We start from the raw sequence: 20,458 nt of genomic DNA on the forward strand, positions 1-20,458 counted from the left end.
AAGAAACTGCATGCGTTCTAAAACTAGCAAACATTCTCAAACCCCATTCTGCATACACCATTTAGATCTAATATCGTTTCTTGTAATGAGAAATTTTACACTATTTTTATGAATTTTAAAACTAAATTTAAGATTTTCTCGCTAAAAAGTCCCCCTCCATCCCAAAAAATAAGGCTAAATAGGATTAAAAACCCATATATAACAAAGAATTAAAATTCTTTCCTTGGATCCGTTGATCCATAGAAAACGCTCCCTTTAGTTTTAGGCAAAACTTGGATCGCATTCACATCACCCATGACCGGCTTAGTAACGATTTGATAGCCCATTTTAGTGAGGTTATTTTTCACATCAGCGGGCATGCCAAACTTTTCAATCCTTAATTCATCAGGCAACCATTGCATGTGGAATCTAGGGGCTGAGACCGCTTCAGAAATATTCATATTGTAATCAATGACATTGGAAATCACTTGCAACACTGTAGTGATAATCCTAGACCCTCCAGGGCTTCCCACCACCAAAAAAACCTTATTGTTTTTCAACACAATCGTAGGCGACATGGAGCTTAAAGGGCGCTTATTGGCTTCAATCGCATTCGCATCGCCCCCTACTAAACCATAGAGATTAGGATTCCCAGGCTTGATGGAAAAATCATCCATTTCGTTGTTCAATAAAAACCCTGCCCCATCAATACTAGCAGCGCTCCCATAAGAAGCGTTAATGGTGTAAGTAACGCTGACTGCATTCCCCCACCTGTCCGCTACAGAATAATGCGTGGTATTGCTCCCCTCATGCAACTGCCCCATTCCTGGTTTGATTTGAGAGCTTGGCGTAACCGTATCTGGCTGGATAGCGTCAAAAATCTTTTTGGCATACGCCTTATTGATGAGTTTATCCACCGGCACCGAAACAAAATCAGCGTCTCCCATATAAACCGATCTATCCGCATAAGCTTGACGCATCGCTTCTGCAGCGATATGGATATTCTTAGAAGCCCCATACCCAAGGGTGCTTAAATCCGCATTTTCCATGACATTTAAAATCTGGATCAAATGCGTGCCTCCTGAACTTGGCGGCGACATAGAAATGATCTTATACCCACGATAACTCCCTACCACGGGTTTGCGCCATTTCACATTGTAACTGGCTAAATCCTCTTTAGTGATAATCCCCCCATTTTTTTTCATGTCTTTCTCAATCAGATCAGCGACTTGCCCTTGATAAAAGCCTTTAGCGCCTAGCGTTTTGATTTGATTCAAAGTCTTGGCTAAATCTTTTTGGACAAACAAGTCCCCTTCTTGATAATCAAGGTGCCCTTTTTTAAAAAAATACTTTTTGCTAGAACTGTATTTTAAAAACCGCTCCCTCGCTTCTTTTAGAGTTTCTGCTTGTCTTTGTGAAATCGCATAACCATTTTCAGCCAATTTAATGGCAGGATCAATGAGTTGCGATAGTTTTTTGGTGCCGTATTTTTTAAGCATCGCTTCCATGCCCGCCACCGTTCCAGGAACCCCAGCCGCCAAATAGCCATCTTCGCTGAGTTTAGGGACTACATTGCCTTGCTTGTCTAAAAACATGTCCTTAGTGGCTTTTAAGGGGGCTTTTTCTCTAAAATCTAACGCAACATTTTCACCATTAGCCAAATGGATAACCGCAAAACCTCCACCACCAATATTGCCTGCTGCCGGATGGACTACTGCTAGAGCAAAACCTATCGCTACCGCCGCATCAATCGCATTACCCCCATCTTCTAAAACCTTTTGCCCAATTTCAGTGGCTAGCGGGTGGCTAGAAAGGGCTAACCCCACTTTAGTGTTTTTAATAGGGGGGTAACTCGCTGCACTCAAAGGGCTTAACAAACCCAAAAAGAGCGCTATCACGCCCAAGCCAATCGTTTTTAAAAAACTCCGTCTCATCTGTTTTCCTTTCAATCAACAATAATCGTTATTATAACACAAGCTTTACAAAACACCCTCTCGCTCATAGCTTATATGATGCTATTAATTGTTTGAGTGCTGGCTATAAAAAAGGCTCAAAAATGAGTTTTAAAATAAATAGAGTTTAAAAAATAAGTTAAATAAGGCTTATTTGATCAAAACGCTATGGGTAGAAAACTTATTGTTTAATCCCCAATAAAGTGTCTATCATCCGATCAATAGCGGTAATGACTTTAGCGTTAGCCGCATAGCCGCTTTGAAACTTGATTAAATTCACCATTTCTTCATCCACGCTCACTTGCGAAATAGAGAGTTGCTCTTTTTTAATGGTTTCTAGCATGCTTTGTTTGGTGTCCAAAATACGCCCTGATTTTTCAGCGTCCGTGTTGATTTTACCGGTTAAAAATTGATAAAACTCGCTGATTTTCATTGGTTTAATGTCAAACTTGTCGTTATAAAAATCCACGCTGTCGTATTGCAATTGCTGCATCATGTTCGCCACATCAAAATTCCCGTTAATGGGGGCAAGCCATGGGCGGATAGTGGTAGGCTCTTTTTTGTATTCCTTATTCAAGCTGATATTAGAAGCGTCATCGCCTTGAAAAAAAGGGTTGAGTTTTAACGCTCCCATAAAATTCGTGCCGTTATCTTTCATAGAGACAAACAACCCTTGCGAAGCGTTTTTAGGCTGGATGACAAACTTTTTAGTCTCATTGTTAAAGCTCGCTGTGAAATAATCATCAAAATCGTTTTCGGTGTTATTGTCCTGATTGTCATCAGTGTTAGCGTTAATGGCTTGGATAATATCGTTCATGGTTGTAATGGGCGTGATAGCAATGGTTTTTCTGGCGATTTCTTTACCATCGGTGTTGTAAGCGATTAAATCAAACGAGCCGTTTTTGATATTGTAGTTCGTGTCTTTAAAGGCTTCATCGCTGTTAAACTCCACAGGCTCGCCTTCAATATGATGACTCGCGCTTTGAGCGTAAATCGCATTAGTGGATTCTATCAAGCCCCTAGCAAAAGAATCCAACAAATCAATATAATCTTGCAATTTGCCCTTTAAAGTCCCGTTAGAGCCGTCATTATACACATTCAATAACGCCCCCACTTTCCCTTGATTGAGCTTGTCAGTAATATTAGTGAGCTTAAAATCATCGCTTTGAAAATAGATTTGGTTCAAACCCCCTTTATTTTCGGATTCTTTAACCACTAAAGGATGGAAAATAGAACCATCAATGATATTGAACCCATGCCCAATATTAAGGTTATAGCTCTCATCAAAATCCGCTGAGTCTTTATCTGTGAGCGAATGAGTTTTAATGCTGCTTTTAAAAACATTCCCCCCTAAAAGCTCTCGCAAATGGAATTCCAACTCATCTCGCTTATCCCTTAATTCATTCGCATGCTTTAAGCTCTTATTGTTTTCCACTTCTTTGATGCGTTTGTTGATTTCAGCGATTTGAGAACCCAGACTATTGACTTCTTTAATCACGCTTTTTAATTCTTCACTCGCTTTATACTGTAAGGTCGTTAATCTTTCTCTAGTGTCTTTAATGTTGTGCGTTAAAGCTTCTGTTTTTTGAGCGAGAGCCTGTTTTTGAGCGGAGTCTTTGGCGTTTTTAGACAATTCTTTCCATGAATTAAAATAATCTTGCAAATCCGTAAAAAGGCTCGCTTCATCAATGTCCGGAAAATACGCACTCGCTTCTTTTAAATGCGAAAACTCTGTATCGTAATAAGTGTTTTCGTAATTAGCCTTCGTGTAACGAGAAAAAACAAACTCATCATGCACCCTTTCAATGGCTTCTACATCCACGCCCATATTCACGTTTTTAGTGCCATACATATAAGCCGCTTGAGGCTTTGCGATCACGCGTTGGCGGCTATAAAATTCATCGCTAGCGTTAGAAATGTTATTCCCAGTAACATCCACCATGCTCTGATGGGCTTGTAGGCCCGTGTAAGAAGTGTTGAGTGAAGATAAAATCCCGCCCATTTTACGCCTGCACTCTTAAAAAATGGCTCCCCACATGCCTAGAGCCTTTATAGTCGCAAGTGTCATGGGGAATGATTTGTTGGATGAGCGAAGAATAAAACTCAGAAACCGCAAACGCCATGCGCGAATAGATCAAGTTTTTTCTTTCAAAACAAGCAAGGATTCTCGCATTTGGTTTAAAAAATCGCTCGTTTTTTCGTCTAACAATTCACTCATTTCTTTATTAGGGAATTGATTTTTTAAAGACAGCATTTGCGCATCTATATTTGCTTTTTCTTTTTCAAAAGCTTGAATCGCTAGCTGTTTTTGATGGTTTCTTTCAAAAATTTCGGCGTGTTTAGCGAGCTTAATGTCTCTTATATCGCGCTCGGTTAAATCAATCAATTCTTTCAATTGGTTTAGCGCGTTTTCTAAATGAGAATGTAAAACGACCATAACAAATCCTTTAGCTCTTGTTTCAGTGATACTCAAGCAAATACTATGCCGTTTTATTTTGGATTTTTCGGTTTGTTGTAAAACTCATTTTCTTAAGGGGATAGGGGGTGTTTTGAAATCATTCTCCCCTTAAAACTCCCTTATTAAATCGCCTTTAACATTTGTTTGGCGATAGCGGCAATCACATTCACGCTCATGGCATTCCCCGCTTGGGATAACAAATGGCTTTCTTTAAAATTAGGGTTGTCTTTAATCTTAGCGATCAAATCTCTAGGAAATCCTTGTAAAAGCAGGCTTTCAATAGCGTTTAATCTTTTGATTTTGCCTTTTTGGGTATAAAACAAGCCATGCCGAGAAGTCCTTAAAGTAGGAAAAACATTAAAATACAACCTTAAATCAGATTGTCTTGTGTCTAAAACGGCGTTTTCTAAAGCTAAGATATTCTCTAAAAAAACCCGGTTATGGTTGTATGGGTTGTGCAAGTATCTTTGAAAAATAGCGTTACTCACATCCAAATAACACTCATTATCTGCGTCTAAAAAATCTTCAAAATAATAGTCATTGGCTAAACCTAAAGGGAAATGAAATGGGTGTTTCAAATCCTTCCTAAACCCTACGATATAAAGGCGTTCTCTCTTTTGGGCTAATTGGAAATCAGCACTGTTTAACATTTGATAATGAGTTGTATAGCCCGCTTCTTGCAAGGCTTTGATAATGGTTTTAAAAGTTTCTTGTTGCTTATGACTAATCAAGCCCTTAACGTTTTCAAGCAAGAAACATTTGGGCTGTTTGACTTTTAAGATACGAATAAGCCCATAAATAATAGTCCCTCTTTCATCTTCAAGCCCTTTCCTTTTGCCATTGATAGAAAAAGCCTGACAAGGAAACCCGCTAATGAGCGCATCAAAATCGGGTAAATCATTAGGGTTGATCCGCATTAAATCCCCAAAATTATGGGTATCCTTAAAAAACAATTCATAAGTCCTAAGAGCTTCATGATTGATTTCTGCATGCCCTACGCATTTCAAATGGCACCGCTCCAAGCCCAAACGACCTCCACCAATGCCAGAGCAAAAATCCATAAAAGTTAAAATCCCCAATCAATCATTCCTAACACACGACTAAAAACGCACCCTATTTAAAAGAGCGACAAACGCATTTCAAAATACAAAAAAACTAAACTTCAGTGAAAGACGAAACGACAGCGAGAATAACCCCCCTAGAAATGAAGCCCTTAAACCCCCTAGCTTATCCCCAATAAATCCTGTGCCATTTTGTGAGAAGTCTCATGCAAATTGATCTTATACTGGTTATTTTCAATAGCTTGCTTGATTTCAGCCACCCTATCAAGAGCGGCTTCATTGTTTTCAACTTTTTCATTCTTTTCCACACGCTTGTAATTCCCCAAAGATTGCACTAGAGTGAGCGAAGAGACGGCGTTAATCATCTTAAAATCCTTTAATCTAATATCCAATTCATTTGATTACAGCAAGTATCGGCAAAAAAGAAAAAAAGTTAATGGATTTTTGAAATCTGTTTTTGCAATTCCTTACCAAATTTCTTGGTGGTAGTAATGGGTTTTTTTCCGGTTTCTGCCACAGAGCCAAAAGATTGCGATTGTAAATTTTTAAACATAAAAAACATCAAAAAAATTAAAATATAACAAAATAAAAAAAAGCAAATAGTGGGGAATAGCCAATTCTTGAGGTTAGAACTATTCATGACCTTGCCTTTTTAAACATGCCTATACCTCACTACCCATGCGAACATGAGCAACCACAGCCCCCACCTTTCTTTCTGCCATGACCCCCATGACCGCCACAGCAACCTGTCCCACTATCATGGTGTGAAGCTAGAATCTCTTCTTCACTCACTTCCCTAAAGCCTAAAACCTTGAAACGAAACGCTAAAGTTTTCCCGGCTAACGGGTGGTTATAATCCACCATCACATGCGTGTTGCTAAAGTCTTTGATAGTGGCTTGAATGGTTTGATTGTCTTCAGTTTGCCCAAAAACGCTCATGCCTTTTTCTAATTCAATGCCTTCAAATTGATCCCTAGGGACTTCTTGCAAATAACCGCTTTCATAAACCCCATAAGCTTCTTCTGGGGCGATAACAACCTCTTCCCACTCGCCAATTCGAGCCTTTAATACCGCCTTTTCTAACCCTACTATGATTTGATTAGCGCCTATGATAAACTCTAAAGGCTCTTTAGAAATATTGCTGTCTAGCACATCGCTAGAGCCTTGCTCCCTCACTTCATATTCAATCAAAGCGGCTTGTTTGATTGATTCTAAATCATGGTTTTGCATGGTGGTGTTTCTCCTTGTTTTCTAAGATTTTTTGCGCCATTTTAGCTTGTTCGCTTGAAGGATACAAGCGTTGCAAAGTGTTTAAAAATTTATAATAGTTTTGATCGTCTTTGATTTTTTTAAACGACCATGCCGTATGCCACAAAAGCACAGGCATGTAAGACGCTTTTTGATTTAAAAGAGCACTTTCTTTGTAATATTTGATCGCTTCTCTATACCTCTTTTCCCCATAAGCCACTTCTCCAAGTGCATAACGCACATAATAAAGTCTGTAACTATTGGCTTCTAACCACAACAAACGCTCTTTGGCTTCTGCATAGGATTTGTTTCTAAAAAAAGACAGGGCTTCTTGAAAGATCTCTTTTTGCTTGGACAGATCTTTATCAAACTCAACTTTCGCCTTTTCTTGGGTTTTTTTCTCTTGATTTTTTGAGGCTTCGGCTTTTAAAGAGGGGTTTTTATTGGCCGGAACGCTTGATTTGAGCGGCTTTTCAGCTTTTTCCTCTTGTTCTTTGAGGGCTTTTTGGATTAAGGCGATTTGTGAAACCAAATCCTGGCTTAACTTGGTCAATAATTCACTCATCTCTTTGTTTTGCTTGTCTAACTGCTGGATAGCTTGCTGGTTAGCGTGAATCTCATTCCTCAAATCCTCTAAAGTTTGCGATTGTTGCTTTAATGTGTTAGCTTGCACTTCTTGAGAGGCTTTTAAGGCTCGCAAGGATTCTTCTTGGGAAAGGATAGCGTTATTGAGATCTTTAATCTTATTAGCCTGCCCCTCATAAACGCTTCTCAAACCCTCTTGAGCTTGAGTGTTAGCCTCTACTTGCGAATGGATTTTGGTCAAAATATTAGAAAAATTCTTACTATTGACTTGCAACTGCTTGAGTTCTTTTTTGGTGGCTCCGCTTTGCAAATCAAACGCTGAAGGCTCCCCATTGAGAAAAAAGGGAGCGACAAAAGGGATAAAAAAAAGCCTTTTCATCCTAGAATTACTTCACTAATTTGACATCCACTCTTCTGTTTTCTTTGTAACATTCTCTAGTTTTTTGGGCGCATTTGGGTTTGGTTTCACCAAAACTGATGGTTTTGATCATATCTTTTTCTACCCCCTTAATGACTAAAGCGTTTTTCACGCTCAAAGTCCTTTTAACGCCAAGCGCTTGGTTGTATTCGCTAGAGCCAAATTCATCGGTATTGCCTTCCAAAAGCACTTGCATGTGGTTTTCTTTAGCTTTTTGCACGATCTCATCTAAAGTCTCTTGATCGGATTCTTTGATCTCATACTTGTCAAAATCAAAATAAATAGAAGCGATGATAGTCCCACTCTCAACAGCCGGTTTTTCTTCAACCACTGGAGCTGGCTCTTGTTTAGGCTCTTCTTTCTCTGGAGCTGGTTCTGTAGTAACAGGTGCAGTCTGAACCGTTTTAGCGCTCACATCACCAGCCACAGTCTTATTATCCATTTTATGACTACAGCCAGCTACCAATAAAAAGCTACCAAGAAACTAAATACAGAAGATCTCTTCATTATAAATTCTCCAAGAATCAAATTTTAATAAGTGTAAATATTAACTCACATTCGCTTAATTTAACCTTACCAATCAAAGGCTTGTATTTTCACATTCTTTAAAGGGAATAAAAAACTCTGATTATAGTCTAGCAAAATAAGCCCCATGGCGTATTCTTGGGGTGTCTTTTTGATATACATGATATTTCTCCCATCCGTAGAAAAACGAGGCATCTGGTTAGAGCCATTCACGGTAAGCCTGCGGATATATTTGCTGTTTAGAGTGATCAGATTCAAATTAAACACCGTTTTGCCAAATTCATTAAGGTTTTCTCGGCTCACATACACAATACTATCTTTATAAGCGTCAATGGATTCATTGCTTCTTCCTTCATAAAGGAGTTGCTCCGCGCTTTCTTTTAACCCCAATTTCTTCATGTAGATGTTAGGATAACCGGATCTATCCGAAACAAAAGCCATAGACTTGTCATCTTCTAAAAACACTCCTGAGACATCTATCCCAGGATAGCGCGTTATTTTAGTTTTAGTTTTTTTATGCGTGTCATACAAATACACATCCGGTTGGCCATAAGGGGCTAAAGACATTAAAATTTTAGAGCCATCAGAACTCACGCTAGAGACCACAGCCATTCCTTGAGAGCTAGCGATATTCTCATGAGTGGCTTTTTGAATGTTGTATTTTAAAATCATGGGCGTTCTTTCGCCATACTGCGTGTAATAAAACTCTGTCTGCTCAGCGTTCGCCCATTTGGGGAAAATATTGAGTCGGTTATTTTTGATGATTTCTTTTTGATAACGCATCGTATAATCCGCTAGTGCGATATTTGTGATTCCTGGTCCAATGTATTTAGAAAAAACAATCAGGCGCTTCATCCAAGCGATAGAAGGGGCTTTTAAATAATCATTCACCACAATGGCCATGTTGTGCGCTGCAAAAGGGTATAGATCTAAACTTACAATAGGGTAGTCAAAAGTCTTTTTGAGCGTTTCTGTATCCACATCATAAAGTTTTAATCGTGAAATTTTATTGCCGTTTTCTACCGCCACGCTCACCAACGCTACAAGTTGGAATTTTTTATCCTTGAGTTCTGCGTAATTGATAGCGCCTTGATCCTTGTTTTGAGAAACATCAAAATGCTGGCTAGTCTTTAAATCATTCGCCAAGACTTCATGCAATTTTAAAGCGTAATTGGCATCGTTATCTATAGAGTAGCGCACTTCAATCTTAGGAAGTTTTTGAATGGTTTTAATAATATCTAGTGTTTTATCTGTTGCAAAAAGCCCTATAGCGCTTATTAAAAAAAGCCATAAATACCTCATTGTTCTTCCTTAGTGGTGAAATTAACTTGAATAGAAATCATGTTTCCTCCCGGGTATGGGGGAAAATCCACTTTCTTTAAATCATTTAAAAGGGTCATCACACTCTTGTTATAATCCTTAAAATCAGAGTAGCTAAGAATGGTATAATCAAACTCCCCATCTTTAGTGATCATAATCAGAGCGCTCACTGAAGCCTTGTGATAAAAAACCCCTTTCCAACCTTTATATAAAATCTGATAGATTTGAGCATACCACTCTTGATAAGCCTTTTCATCAACCCCATCTTGTTTAGGGATTTGCAAATCTAAAGTTTTGTTTTTAACGCTTTCTAGTTTTTGCGCGAATTGATCCAAATTCTGTTGCAAACCTTTCAACATCTCTTGATTTTTTTGGTTTTTTCTTAAACGTTGCTGTTCTTTTAAACGCCTTTGTTCTTCTTGTTCATTTTTTTGCTCGTCTTTTTGGGCGTTTTTGTCTGTCTTTTCTTGAAAATCATTGAGTGAAGAAAAAATATCTTCAAGGCTTTCTTCAGGCTCTTCTTTGGGTTCTTCTTTAGGCTCTAAAAAATCGCCCTGTTTTTCCGTTACTTTTTCAATTTTTTCATTCTTTTTCTCGCTTGGCAGATCTTCTAAATTCAAGTCAATGGTTTGTTCGTCCTTTTTATTTAAATCTAAAAGAATTTTCTCCGCTTCTTTATTGTGCCTTTCTAGCAACAAGCCATATAATAACAAAGCATAGAGCAAGAACGCTAAAAAGCCAGAAACAACAAAGATCGCACTCTTACTCATGCAAATTAGCCCTATTCTTTAAGGACTTGTGATTAAAGAAACTTTTAAAAAACCCGCTTCTTTAATCGTTTTTAACAAATAAATCACTTTGTCATAAGTCAATCGCTTGTCCGCACGGATACTAACCCTAGTGTCTTTATCGTATTTCTTAGAAAGCAAGTTAAAAGTATCCGGGAAAGAGTTGTATTCATAGGTTTGACTATCTATATAGATTTTTGCGTCTTTATCCATGCGGATCTCTATCATTTTATCTTGAGTGGCTCTAGCAGTTTTTGAACCAGAAGGCAAAGCAATCTCTTCTTTATAAGTGAGAGTGGGCGTCGTTACCATAAGAATAGCCAATAAAACAAGCATCACGTCCACTAAGGGCGTGATATTGAGTTCTGGTTTGTCCTCATCCCAATAGTTATCGTAATTCATAAAAACCTTCTAACTCCCTATTTAAGATATTTATAAAATCCCCTTAAAAGCTTTATTTTTTAGAAGACAAAATATCCACTTGCATCTGCACATAAACCGATAAATCATACACCTTGCGCTTTAAAATCAAGTAAAAAGAATAGGCTGGAATGGCTGCTAAAATCCCTGCAGCGGTGGCGATAAGAGCCTTAGAAATAATGGGCGCGATCACCCCAAAAGAAGCTTGACCTAACGCGCCCAAATTGTTAAACGCTTCTAAAATTTCAACTACCGTCCCAAACAAACCAATAAAGGGGGCTGTAGAAGAGATGATGCTCAACACCACTAAACCGGTCGTGCTTTGCTTAAGAACTTGATGTTTCCAAGCCTGCAACAATTCATTAGAATACCTTTTGGTCTCATCATTTCTTTTTTTATTAAACATGAAATGCTCTGGAGCGTCTTGCGCCCCATTAAGAATGTTAGACAAAGATTGCATCTCGCGCTTGAGTTCAATCTTTAACACAATGCTTTTATACAAAAAGACCCATAAAGTCATCACCAAATAAAGCGAAATCCAAACTAAAACAAGCGTGGTAACAAACCCGCTCTTATTGAAAAAATAAACGATTGAATCTAACATGATTATCCCCCTTAAAGAGACTCAATCTTAGCCAGCACGCTAGAGACCGCTAACCTGTCAGAGCTTGCGTCCTCTAAAAGCTTTTTAGCCCTAGAGATAGCATCGTCTCTGTCGTCTGATTCTTTTTTAATAAAGACTGCCCCATCGGCTAAAATATCCACCCGTTCATTAGTGACTTCTGCATAGCCCCAATTGATCGCAATGTGCTCTTTTTGGTTTTCGGTTTCAATCTCAACCACTCCCGCTTGAAGCAAGGTGATCATGTTGCTATGCCCATAAAGCACCCCAAATTCCCCTTCAACTCCTGGAAACACAACGCTTTTAACCTCTCCTGTATAAACTTCCCCCTCAGGAACCACCACACTAATTTTCAACAAAGCCATCACAAAACCCTCAGGAATTTTTCATGTTTTTAGCTTTTTCTAAAACCTCTTGAATGCTGCCCACCATGTAAAACGCGTTCTCAGGAATATGATCGTATTTACCTTCTAAAATCCCTCCAAAGCCCTCTAAAGTCTCTTGGAGAGTCACATACTTACCGGGACTTCCCGTAAACACTTCAGCCACAAAAAACGGCTGGGATAAAAACTTCTCAATTTTTCTGGCCCTCTCAACCGTTTTTTTATCCTCTTCGCTCAATTCGTCCAATCCCAAAATCGCAATAATGTCTTGCAAATCCTTGTATTTTTGCAAAACTTGCTGGATACCGGTGGCGATTTCATAGTGCTTCTCGCCAATCATTTGAGGGCTTAAAATCCTTGAAGTGGAATCCAAGGGATCAACTGCTGGATAAATCCCTTTTTCAGCGATCTTTCTATTCAACACCGTAGTCGCATCCAAATGCGCAAACACCGAAGCAGGGGCTGGGTCAGTCAAGTCGTCTGCTGGCACATACACCGCTTGAACGGAAGTGATAGAGCCATTTTTAGTGGAAGCGATGCGCTCTTGAAGTTTCCCCATTTCCCCAGCTAGCGTGGGCTGATACCCCACGGCTGAAGGGATGCGGCCTAATAGCGCGCTCATTTCCGCACCGCTTTGAGCGTATCTAAAGATGTTATCAATGAACATCAACACATCTAAGCCCTTTTCATCACGAAAATACTCCGCCATCGTCAAGCCGGTGAATGCGATGCGGTTCCTTGCGCCTGGTGGCTCATTCATTTGTCCATAGCACAGCGCAACTTTGTCTAAAACGCCCCCTTCTTTCATCTCAAAATACAGATCATTCCCCTCTCTGGTGCGCTCCCCCACACCTGCAAACACCGAATACCCGTTATGCTTATAAGCCACATTGTGGATAAGCTCCATAATGATCACCGTTTTCCCTACGCCAGCCCCACCAAACAAGCCCACTTTACCGCCCTTAGAATAAGGTGCGAGCAAGTCAATGACTTTAATACCGGTTTCAAACATTTCTGTCTTGGTGCTTTGTTGTTCAAAACTAGGGGCTTTCCTGTGAATGGGCCAAGTCAAGGACGGCTTAAGAGATTCTAAATTGTCAATGCTCTCTCCCACAACATTAAAAATACGCCCTAACACTTCTTCGCCCACAGGCACTTCAATCATTTTGCCGCGAGCCTTGACAGCTTGGTTACGCACTAAGCCTTCTGTCATATCCATAGCAATCGCTCGCACCCGATTACCGCCCAAATGGGCTGCCACCTCTAAAACTAAAGATTTTTGAACGCCATTGACTTCAAAATTAATGTCTAACGCTTCAAAAATCGCCGGTAGATAGGATTCAAACTCCACATCTACCACAGGGCCTAAAACCTGAATGATTTTGCCTTCCATCGCTTTCATCGCTCCTTATTTAATGTAATTTTTATTTTAGGGCTTCTACGCCAGCATTGATTTCCACTAGCTCGGTCGTAATCGCCTCTTGTCTGGCTTTATTATAAGAAATGGTTAAAGTTTTAACCAAATCTTTAGCATTATTTGTCGCTGTATCCATAGCCTGCATTCTAGCGCTATGCTCTGCGGCTAAAGAATCAATCAAAGCATAGTATAAACTATACTCTACATATTTTTCTGCTAAAGAGTCTAAAATTTCATCTTCACTCCCGCTTGGCTCACTGGTAATGGTCTCTTGCGTCTCACTAGGCTGGGGGTTTTGGTGGATGATTTTATACCCAATAGGCAAAATTGTTTTGACTCTTATTTCTTGGCTGATCATGTTTTTAAAGCCATTATGAATGATAATCACCTTATCGGTTTTCCCACTCAAATAATCCTCTACCACTTTTTTCATGAATTCTTGAGCGCGTTCATAATTAGGCATAGAACTCAAATTATTGATCTTGTCTAAAACCTCTATCCCATTAAAACTAAAATACTCATTGCCCTTTTTACCAATACCGCGCAAACGCACTTTAATGTCTTTTTCTTTGTATTCATTCGTGCATGCTAAAACTTTTTTAATGGTATTGGTGTTAAAACCCCCACAAAGCCCCTTATCGGCTGTGATAAAAATAATATCCACTTTTTTGATTTCAAGTCTTTCTAGTTCCCTAAAATACTTGCTTTGAATGTCTTCAATCCCTTGATTTTTCATCTTAGATAACACATCATCAAACACAGCGTCTAGTTTCAAGGCATACGCTCTGGAATTTCTTGCAACTTCTTCGGCTTTTCTTAGCTTGGAAGTGGAAACGAGTTTCATTGCATGCGTGATTTTTTGCGTGTTTTTAACGCTTCCAATTTTCTTTCTAATATCTCTTAAATTCGCCATATTCTAGCCGTCTCCTACTCGCTATAAGTGAGCTTAAATTCCTCTAAGACTTTTCTTAGCATGGCTTCTAAATCCTTATCTAGCACTTTTTTAGTGTGAATTTCTTCTAAAACTTGAGGGTATTTTGCTTCCAAGAAAGGGTGCAGTTGCTCTTCAAAATCCACGACTTTTTTCACGCTCACGCTATCTAAAAAGCCCTTAGCCCCAGCATAAATAATGACCACTTGCTTTTCAATAGGCAAGGGCGAATAAGGGGCTTGTTTCAGCACTTCTACCATGCGTTGCCCCCTTTCTAATTGCTTTTTACTCGCTTCATCTAAATCAGAAGCGAATTGCGTGAAGGCTTGCAGCTCTCTGTATTGCGCTAGATCCAAGCGTAAAGTCCCTGAAACCTGCTTGGTCGCTTTGATTTGAGCGGCCCCTCCAACCCTTGAAACCGATAAGCCCACATTGATAGCCGGGCGAATCCCTGAATAAAACAAATCCGTTTCTAAGAAAATTTGCCCGTCTGTAATAGAAATGATATTCGTAGGGATATAGGCTGAAACATCGCCCGCTTGAGTTTCCACAATAGGGAGTGCGGTCAAAGAGCCTGCACCTTTTTCATCGCAAAGTTTAGCCGCTCTTTCTAAAAGCCGTGAGTGGATATAAAACACATCTCCAGGAAAAGCCTCCCTACCTGGGGGTCTTCTTAAAATCAAAGAAATTTCTCTGTAAGCGACAGCATGCTTACTCAAATCATCATAAATGATTAGGGCATGGCGGGCATGATCTCTAAAGTATTCCCCCATAGCCACACCTGAATAAGGGGCTAAATATTGCATCGCAGCTGAATCTGAAGCCGAAGCGTTGATCACGACGCTGTATTCCATCGCTCCGTATTCTTCTAATTTGCGGACCACTTGCGCGACAGTGGATTCCTTTTGCCCAATAGCCACATAGATACAGATCACATTTTGCCCTTTTTGGTTAATGATCGCATCGATCGCTACGGTGGTTTTACCGGTTTGTTTGTCCCCAATGATCAATTCCCTTTGCCCGCGCCCAATAGGCACCAACGCATCAATGGCTTTAATGCCTGTTTGCAAAGGCTCATGCACCGATTTTCTGTCCATAATGCCCGGGGCTTTTTGCTCGATGAGACTAAACTCATTCGTTTCTATCTCACCCTTGCCATCAATAGGCTCACCCAAAGCGTTCAACACACGCCCCACAACCGCATCGCCCACAGGAACTTTCATCAAACTCTTCGTGCGCTTAACGCTAGTCCCCTCTTTAATATTGTTGCCAAAACCAAACACAATCACGCCAACGCTATCTTCTTCTAAATTAGCCGCAACGCCTTTATCCCCTGTTTCAAACTCCAGCACTTCATACGACATCACACCATTTAAGCCATAAACCTTAGCCACACCATCAGCGTATGAAACGACTTTTCCTACTTCAGCCATATCGCAATCAAGTTCAAAATTCTTGATTTTTTCTTCAATAACCGAGCTGATTTCTTCCAATTTTAGTTGGGACATTATCTTTATCTCCTTAGATTGATTAAATAGATTGAATAACCTGTTTTTCTATTTTCTTTAAAATATCTTCTTTAGAAAAGCCTATTTCTAAATCTAGGCTTGAAACGCTCAAAGAAACCCCTTTTTTAGACCAAGTGTCTTGAGCGATTTCTACGGGAGCGTTAAAACGCGCTTGCAATTTTTGTTGCACGGATTCTAGTTCATCATTTTCAAGCTTTTCTGGGACTAAAAGCGTGGCTTCTAAAGTCTTTTTAGAATCAAAAGACAGCTCTTCAGTGATTAGTTCCAACACATCAAGCCTGTTATTTTTTAACACCACTTCCATTACAGGCTTTAAAACTGAACATGCTTTTATAGAAGTTATTTTTTCTAAGATTTCAAACACAACCTCTTTTTTAACTTTTAAAGAAACATGGGCTAACACCCGGTTGAGTTTGTGCAATTTTATGGCTTCTGCCACATTTTTAAGCCCCATAATGATTTCTTCCAATAACGCTAAATCGCCTTTAGTGTGGTTTTTCAACGCTTTAGTATAATGATTAGCGATCACTTTTAAATCTTGCATTTAAAGCCTTTGTTTCAAAATATTCACGCAATCTTGTGCATTGAAAGAGACTTTTTTGCTCTCTCTTAGATCTTTAAAAACGCTTTCAACCAGCTCTCTTTTGATCTTTTTAACTTCTAAATCCATCAACGCCTTAGAATTTTTGATCAAATTTTCCACATCCATTTTGGTTTGCAATTCGTATTTTTGCGTGATCGTGTAAGCTTCTTTATTCGCATCAGAAATGATTAGTTCCGCTTTTTCTTTGGCTTGCTCTAATTCTTTTAAGAGTTTTTTCTTATTTTCTTTACTCACCTTGAGTTGGGCTTGAATCTCTTCTAAGCGTTTGGAGATTTCAAGGCTTTTGGAGCGTAAAAATGAACGCAGTTTTTTAGCCAGAAAATACCACAAAATCCCCGCAAATAAGAGGAAATTTAAAGAACGCTCTATAATATCTGTTTGTGAAATATCCAATCCAGTAGCGCACAAAGGGCTTAAAAGGATCAAAAACCCTAACACCATTTTAACTAACACCATCCATCAACTCCCTAAACCCATAGCCACACGCTTGTTTAATGCGTCTTCAAATACCGGCATTTGCACTTGCAACTGCTCTTTTAGTACTTGCTTTTCATTTTGCAACTGCTTTGCGAACGCTTCAAACTCTTGATTGAGTTCGTTCTCTTTTTGCTTGATCACAGCGTCATAGGACTCTGCAGCTTTTTGAATCGCTTCTGCTATCATTTCCCTACGCTTTTCGGCCGCTTCTTTAAGAAGAGTCTCAATTTGATGGCGGATCTCCACGCTTTGGGTGTTATCCGTTTTGATTTTAGCCAAGCTATCCTTTATCTCTGCCTGTCTGTTATCCATAAAAGCCAACAAAGGCCTATACACCCAAACATTCATCGCCCACAACAATAACACAAACACCACAAAAACGACCGCCATTAAATAGGGGTTAACCGATATATTCATAACCTATTTCTTTCCTAAAATCCTATAAAATATTTGAAACTTTGTTATAAAAACATTAACTCTATCTTAACAAAAAATCGCTTAAAATTTGAGAATATCTAAGCGTTAAGACATCATTTTTTTCATAAAAGCCTCTAAAAGAGAATTTTCATAACATCGTAAAACGATTTTATTCCCTTTCAAAGTGGCTTTAAGCTTGTAATGATTCCACAAACTTTGATTAAAGCGTTCTAATTCATCTTCAGCGATGAGCGTTTGGGTTTCCTTGAAACCATGTTTTTTATTTTCAAAATTTGCGTTTATTTTAAAATCACGCGCTAAATCTTCTGTCTGGCGCACGCTGAGTTTTTGCCCTATAATGGAATTTAAGATCAATTCTTGTTTTTCTTCATCCAAACCCACCAAAACTTTTGCATGCCCTGAAGTGATTTTTTCTTCTAAAAGAGCGTTTTGAACCTTAGAAGAAAGCGTCAATAAACGCATGATATTAGCCACATGGGCTCGGGATTTTTTAACGATTTTAGAGAGCTCTTCTTGGGTCATTTGATAGCTTTCAAGCAATTCTTTATAAGATCTAGCCAACTCTAAAGGGTTTAAATCTTCTCGCTGGATATTTTCAATCAAAGCGACTTCACGCATTTTTTCTTGCTCAATATCCACAACAATCGCTTTAATCGTGGGCATTTTAGCCAATTTGCTCGCTCTTAAGCGCCTTTCACCGGCGATCAAATGGTAACGCCCGTTCTCACTCACCACTAAAACCGGTTGCAACAAACCATGTTCTTTAATGGATTGCGCTAATTCTTCTAAAGAATCTTCGCTAAAGACCTTTCTGGGCTGGTAAGGATTAGGCATCACCTCATCAATACCAAGCTCCACAACCCGATTCGCTCTTTCATATAGCCCCTGCTCATACACTTCATTGATTTCAGGGAAAATATCCGCTAAACCCCTACCCAACACTTTATTTTTTGCCATCACTACCCCTGAAGAATGCTTTGAGCTAATTTTTGATAAGCGATACTGCCATTAGATTTAATATCATAGAGCAAGATGGGCTTACCAAAACTAGGCGATTCCGCTAGTTTCACGCTTTTAGGGATCATAATATACTCTCCTGTAGTTGAATCTCTAAAAAACTCTGAGTCAAAATACTTGAACAATTCCGCTAAAACCCCTTTTGTCAAATTGAGTTGAGGGACATGCATCGTGGGTAAAAAACCTCTGATTTTAAGCTTAGGGTTCGTGCTTTTTTGCAGCATTCTAATGGTGTTAAGCAATAATTTAGTGCCTTCAAGGGCAAAAAACTCGCATTGGATAGGAATAATCACTGAATGGGCTGCTGAAAGCGAATTGATCGTGAGAGGCCCTAGAGCTGGCGGGGAATCAATAATGATATAATCATAAAGCCCTACCACGCTCTCTAAAGCGTTTTTGAGCATGAGCTCGCCTCGTTTATTCTCATCTTGGCTGTCATAAAAGGTTTTTTCAAACCCGGCTAAACCCAAATTAGAAGGCACTAGATCCAAAAAAGGCATTTGGGTTTTTAAGATCACTTGAGAAATTTGCTTACGGCCAATCAACACATGATAAATATCATAATCAATTTTATCGCGCCTAAAACCCAAGCTTGAAGTGGCGTTGGCTTGAGGGTCAAAATCAATCAGCAAGATTTTTTTTTCATGCACTGCTAAAGAAGCCGCTAAATTAACCGCCGTTGTCGTTTTGCCCACACCCCCTTTTTGATTGGCCACTGCAATGATTTCACTCATCATACTCACATCCTATCATAAATCTTACCTTTAATACAAACACGGCCGTCTTCTAACAATTCCGCATCTTTCAAACTCATCGCTTCGCCGCAATCATTATGGAAGCTAAAAGAGTTGCTTCTATGAAATTCTAACGCATACTTACTTAAAACTTCCCCCCAAAAAAGATTTTCTTCTATTTTTTTTAAAAAGCCCTCTATAATCCAATCATCGCTTACGCCAATATCTAAACATGCCCATTTCTGTGAAACCCTATTCACGCCAATGCCGCACACCCGCATGTCTTTATAAACATTAACCAACACACCCCCTATTTTTTGATCCCCTACATACAAATCGTTAGGCCATTTAAGCCAGGTTTGAGAACCTAAATCTTTTAAAACTTCTTTGAATAAAAACCCTAAATACAAAGCGCTCGCTTGCAAGGGTAAATCTTTAGGCAAATCGCTTGCGTTTAAAGCGAGCGAAAAAGTCAAAGCGCTTTTTGCGCCCTCCCAAATATTCCCCCTACTGCCTATCCCGGCGCTTTGGTTTTTAGCCACGATCAAAATGGGGGCTTTGAGTCCATCGTTTTTAAGTTTTTCTAAAAGATAGGTTTGCGTGGAAGGCAGGCTATCAAAAACTCTTTTTTCACATTTTCTCATGTTAAAATACCGCCCGCTTTCAAACGCTTGCCATTCAAATAATCCTTCGCTTTCAAAGGCTTTTTACCCACCGCTTGCAACCTTGCTATACGCACGCTCCCCTTCAAACAGCCCACAAGAATGCCTTTTTCATCAATTTCTAAAATCTCGCCTTCCTTGTGGCTCTTTTCATTCTCCACCAACTCCACTCCTAAAAGTTTAAGGCTATTTTCTAAAAAGATTTCTGGCCAACTCTTAAACGCAAGCGATTTTAAAAACAAGCTTTTAGCGTCTTTAAAACCCACTAAACCATCGGCTTTGGTGATTTTTTTACAAAAACTAGCCTGCGCGTGATCTTGGGGCTTTCTTGTGATGGAAGAGAAATTTTTGAGCGTTGAAAGGAGTAAGGTTGCCCCCATATGCGCTAATTTTAAACTTAAAGCGTCTAAATCCAAGTATTCTTCTCTCAAAAAAGAAGCGCTCTCTAAAATATCCCCGCTATCTAGCCCCACATCCATAAGCATGGTGCTTATGCCATAAATCTTATCGTCATTGAGTATCATCTCATGAATGGGCGAAGCCCCCCTGTATTTAGGCAATAACGACGCATGCACATTGATGCAAGGAGCGATTGATAAAACCTCTTTAGGCAAAATCTTACCATAAGCCACCACCACGATAAAATCCGGTTTTAGATCTTTTAAGATTTGAACTTCAGGCTCTTTCAAACTTTGTGGTTGGAAAATGGGGATATTTAAATGATTTTCTAGAATGTATGTTTTAGTCTCTGGGGCTTTCAATTCCTTTTGACGCCCAAAAGGTTTATCCATCTGCGTGAATAGCCCCACCACCTCGATCTCTTTATCTTTAACTAACGCCCTTAAGATCACTTCAGCAAACCCCGGCGTTCCCATAAATACGATGCGCAT

23 protein-coding genes and 2 pseudogenes are annotated in these 20,458 nt (G+C 39.4%); 1 reads left to right on the forward strand and 24 read right to left on the reverse strand.

Annotated elements, in window-relative coordinates; all coding sequences use genetic code 11:
* The first annotated feature begins 10 nt into the window (after positions 1–10).
* Positions 11–213: pseudogene (locus D2C72_04775) on the forward strand (hypothetical protein).
* On the opposite strand, the gene ggt reads toward D2C72_04775, so the two are convergent.
* The 24 genes and pseudogenes from ggt to D2C72_04895 form a co-directional block, all read right to left on the reverse strand.
* Positions 210–1,913, reverse strand: coding sequence for a gamma-glutamyltransferase (ggt, locus tag D2C72_04780; protein ID QEF43619.1), 1,704 nt, complete (start codon positions 1,911–1,913; stop codon positions 210–212). The pseudogene D2C72_04775 and the gene ggt overlap by 4 nt on opposite strands.
* A 199-nt stretch (positions 1,914–2,112) precedes the next feature.
* Positions 2,113–3,933 carry a flagellar hook-associated protein FlgK gene (gene flgK / locus D2C72_04785; protein QEF43620.1) on the reverse strand — a complete coding sequence of 607 codons (1,821 nt, stop codon included), beginning with the start codon at positions 3,931–3,933 and terminating at the stop codon, positions 2,113–2,115.
* Between the two features lies 1 nt (position 3,934).
* Positions 3,935–4,368 (reverse strand): annotated as a pseudogene (locus D2C72_04790) (hypothetical protein).
* Positions 4,369–4,511: 143 nt separating this feature from the next.
* A complete protein-coding gene (locus D2C72_04795) occupies positions 4,512–5,450 on the reverse strand; it encodes a DNA cytosine methyltransferase (GenBank protein QEF44190.1) in 939 nt (312 codons plus the stop codon).
* A gap of 161 nt (positions 5,451–5,611) precedes the next feature.
* Positions 5,612–5,842, reverse strand: coding sequence for a flagellar biosynthesis anti-sigma factor FlgM (locus D2C72_04800; GenBank protein ID QEF43621.1), 231 nt, complete (start codon positions 5,840–5,842; stop codon positions 5,612–5,614).
* A 41-nt stretch (positions 5,843–5,883) separates the two neighbouring features.
* On the reverse strand, positions 5,884–6,090 hold the full coding sequence (locus tag D2C72_04805; GenBank protein QEF43622.1) for a hypothetical protein: 207 nt from the start codon (positions 6,088–6,090) through the stop codon (positions 5,884–5,886).
* A 32-nt stretch (positions 6,091–6,122) separates the two neighbouring features.
* Positions 6,123–6,680, reverse strand: a complete 558-nt coding sequence (locus tag D2C72_04810) for a peptidylprolyl isomerase (GenBank protein ID QEF43623.1) — start codon at positions 6,678–6,680, stop codon at positions 6,123–6,125.
* Positions 6,667–7,662 (reverse strand): hypothetical protein, encoded by a 996-nt coding sequence (locus D2C72_04815; protein QEF43624.1) that lies wholly within the window; start codon positions 7,660–7,662, stop codon positions 6,667–6,669. Before D2C72_04815 ends, D2C72_04810 begins: the two co-directional genes overlap by 14 nt.
* A 7-nt stretch (positions 7,663–7,669) precedes the next feature.
* Entirely contained in the window at positions 7,670–8,143 is a 474-nt protein-coding gene (locus tag D2C72_04820; protein QEF43625.1) for an OmpA family protein, read from the reverse strand.
* Between the two features lie 131 nt (positions 8,144–8,274).
* The gene (gene tolB / locus D2C72_04825) at positions 8,275–9,528 is read right to left on the reverse strand and encodes a Tol-Pal system protein TolB (GenBank protein QEF43626.1); all 1,254 of its coding nucleotides are present in this window, start codon (positions 9,526–9,528) and stop codon (positions 8,275–8,277) included.
* Entirely contained in the window at positions 9,525–10,316 is a 792-nt protein-coding gene (locus D2C72_04830; GenBank protein ID QEF43627.1) for a TonB C-terminal domain-containing protein, read from the reverse strand. The genes tolB and D2C72_04830 overlap by 4 nt, the downstream gene beginning before the upstream one ends.
* 18 nt (positions 10,317–10,334) lie before the next feature.
* Entirely contained in the window at positions 10,335–10,736 is a 402-nt protein-coding gene (locus D2C72_04835) for an ExbD/TolR family protein (GenBank protein ID QEF43628.1), read from the reverse strand.
* 52 nt (positions 10,737–10,788) lie between these two features.
* A complete protein-coding gene (locus D2C72_04840) occupies positions 10,789–11,358 on the reverse strand; it encodes a MotA/TolQ/ExbB proton channel family protein (protein ID QEF43629.1) in 570 nt (189 codons plus the stop codon).
* An 11-nt stretch (positions 11,359–11,369) separates the two neighbouring features.
* The gene (locus D2C72_04845; GenBank protein QEF43630.1) at positions 11,370–11,744 is read right to left on the reverse strand and encodes a F0F1 ATP synthase subunit epsilon; all 375 of its coding nucleotides are present in this window, start codon (positions 11,742–11,744) and stop codon (positions 11,370–11,372) included.
* A 7-nt stretch (positions 11,745–11,751) separates the two neighbouring features.
* A complete protein-coding gene (atpD, locus tag D2C72_04850) occupies positions 11,752–13,161 on the reverse strand; it encodes a F0F1 ATP synthase subunit beta (GenBank protein QEF43631.1) in 1,410 nt (469 codons plus the stop codon).
* Between the two features lie 22 nt (positions 13,162–13,183).
* A complete protein-coding gene (locus tag D2C72_04855; GenBank protein QEF43632.1) occupies positions 13,184–14,089 on the reverse strand; it encodes an ATP synthase subunit gamma in 906 nt (301 codons plus the stop codon).
* A 14-nt stretch (positions 14,090–14,103) separates the two neighbouring features.
* Positions 14,104–15,615 (reverse strand): ATP synthase subunit alpha, encoded by a 1,512-nt coding sequence (locus tag D2C72_04860; protein ID QEF43633.1) that lies wholly within the window; start codon positions 15,613–15,615, stop codon positions 14,104–14,106.
* A 22-nt stretch (positions 15,616–15,637) separates the two neighbouring features.
* The gene (locus tag D2C72_04865) at positions 15,638–16,180 is read right to left on the reverse strand and encodes an ATP F0F1 synthase subunit delta (GenBank protein QEF43634.1); all 543 of its coding nucleotides are present in this window, start codon (positions 16,178–16,180) and stop codon (positions 15,638–15,640) included.
* Positions 16,181–16,696: a F0F1 ATP synthase subunit B gene (locus tag D2C72_04870; protein ID QEF43635.1), complete on the reverse strand. Its 516-nt coding sequence runs from the start codon at positions 16,694–16,696 to the stop codon at positions 16,181–16,183. It lies immediately after the preceding gene.
* A 3-nt stretch (positions 16,697–16,699) separates the two neighbouring features.
* A complete protein-coding gene (locus D2C72_04875; protein QEF43636.1) occupies positions 16,700–17,134 on the reverse strand; it encodes an ATP F0F1 synthase subunit B' in 435 nt (144 codons plus the stop codon).
* A gap of 105 nt (positions 17,135–17,239) precedes the next feature.
* On the reverse strand, positions 17,240–18,112 hold the full coding sequence (locus D2C72_04880) for a ParB/RepB/Spo0J family partition protein (protein QEF43637.1): 873 nt from the start codon (positions 18,110–18,112) through the stop codon (positions 17,240–17,242).
* A gap of 2 nt (positions 18,113–18,114) precedes the next feature.
* Positions 18,115–18,909: a ParA family protein gene (locus D2C72_04885; protein ID QEF43638.1), complete on the reverse strand. Its 795-nt coding sequence runs from the start codon at positions 18,907–18,909 to the stop codon at positions 18,115–18,117.
* Positions 18,910–18,911: 2 nt separating this feature from the next.
* Positions 18,912–19,550: a biotin--[acetyl-CoA-carboxylase] ligase gene (locus D2C72_04890; GenBank protein QEF43639.1), complete on the reverse strand. Its 639-nt coding sequence runs from the start codon at positions 19,548–19,550 to the stop codon at positions 18,912–18,914.
* Complete coding sequence (locus D2C72_04895; protein QEF43640.1) at positions 19,547–20,458, reverse strand: methionyl-tRNA formyltransferase; 912 nt, start codon at positions 20,456–20,458, stop codon at positions 19,547–19,549. The genes D2C72_04890 and D2C72_04895 overlap by 4 nt, the downstream gene beginning before the upstream one ends.

The sequence above is a fragment of the Helicobacter pylori genome (genome assembly GCA_008032955.1).
GTDB lineage: Bacteria > Campylobacterota > Campylobacteria > Campylobacterales > Helicobacteraceae > Helicobacter > Helicobacter pylori_DC.